This window comes from Nonomuraea sp. NPDC049784 (genome assembly GCF_040659615.1).
Taxonomy (GTDB): domain Bacteria; phylum Actinomycetota; class Actinomycetes; order Streptosporangiales; family Streptosporangiaceae; genus Nonomuraea.
The window spans coordinates 1-1213 of record NZ_JBFAMX010001259.1 but is presented as its reverse complement, the minus strand read 5'-3'; the positions used below and the strand labels follow the sequence as shown (position 1 = coordinate 1213).

1 protein-coding gene is annotated in these 1213 nt (G+C 72.0%); it reads left to right on the top strand.

Annotated elements, in window-relative coordinates:
- On the top strand, positions 1-1213 hold a 1213-nt coding region (locus AB0J09_RS65230; RefSeq protein WP_360714581.1), incomplete at both ends, for an alpha-amylase family glycosyl hydrolase.

Here is a 1213-nt window from a genome sequence, read left to right as displayed (position 1 = left end):
GCCGCGCTACGCCGAGGCGGCGCCGGACCCGTCGCGGCGGGACGTCGGCGGATACGGCGGCACGGACGTCTGGTGGCGGGCCGAGATCACCGCGGTCAACCCCGTCACGCCGTACCGCTTCCTGCTCCACAGGGAGGGCGGCCAGGCGTGGCTGACCGCGGCCGGGCTCGTCACGCACGACGTGACCGACGCGAGCGACTTCCGCCTCGTGTGCCACCAGACGCCGCCCTCGTGGATGTCGGACGCGATCGTCTACCAGATCTTCCCCGACCGGTTCGACCGATCGAGGCCCCTCCCGGCCGGCTCGCGCGACCTGCCCGGCTGGGCGCTGCCGCGTGACTGGGACCGCGACCCGGTCATCCCCAGCGGGCCCGGCACCTCCCAGCAGTTCTACGGCGGCGACCTCGACGGCATCGTCCAGCGGCTCGACCACATCCAGAGCCTCGGCGCCGACACCGTCTACCTGACGCCGATCTTCCCCGCCCGCTCCAACCACCGCTACGACGCCTCCACGTTCGAGCGCATCGACCCGCTGCTCGGCGGCGACGAGGCCCTGCACCGGCTGTCGGGCGCGCTGCACGCGCGCGGCATGCGGCTGCTCGGCGACATCACCACCAACCACTGCGGCGACACGCACGAATGGTTCACCGCGGCCGTGTCCGACGTGAACGCGGTCGAACGCGAGATGTTCTACTTCGACCGCGACACCGGCGACTACGAGTCCTGGTGGGGCGTCAAGACGCTGCCCAAGCTCAACTGGGGCAGCGAGCTCGTCCGCTCCAGCATGCGCGCGGTGCTGAAGAAGTGGCTGGGGCCGCTCGACGGCTGGCGCGTGGACGTGGCCAACATGACCGGCAGGCGTGGCGCCGACGACCACAACCACGAGGTCGCCGCCATGCTGCGGGCCGAGCTCGGCCCCGAGGCCGCGTTCATCGCCGAGCACAACCACGACGCCTCGCCCGACCTCGACCGCGACGGCTGGCACGGCACCATGAACTACGGCGGCTTCACTCGTCCCGTCTGGGCCTGGCTGCGCGGGTCCGAGCTGGACCTGGACCACTTCCTCGGCGTGCCGGGCGGTGTGCCGGCGCGTGACGGGCTGGCCACGCTTGCCACGTTCAGGTCGTTCGCGTCGCACCTGTCATGGCGCACGCTCGTGCACTCCTGGCAGCTGCTCGACTCGCACGACTCGCCGCGCATCCGCACCGTCACC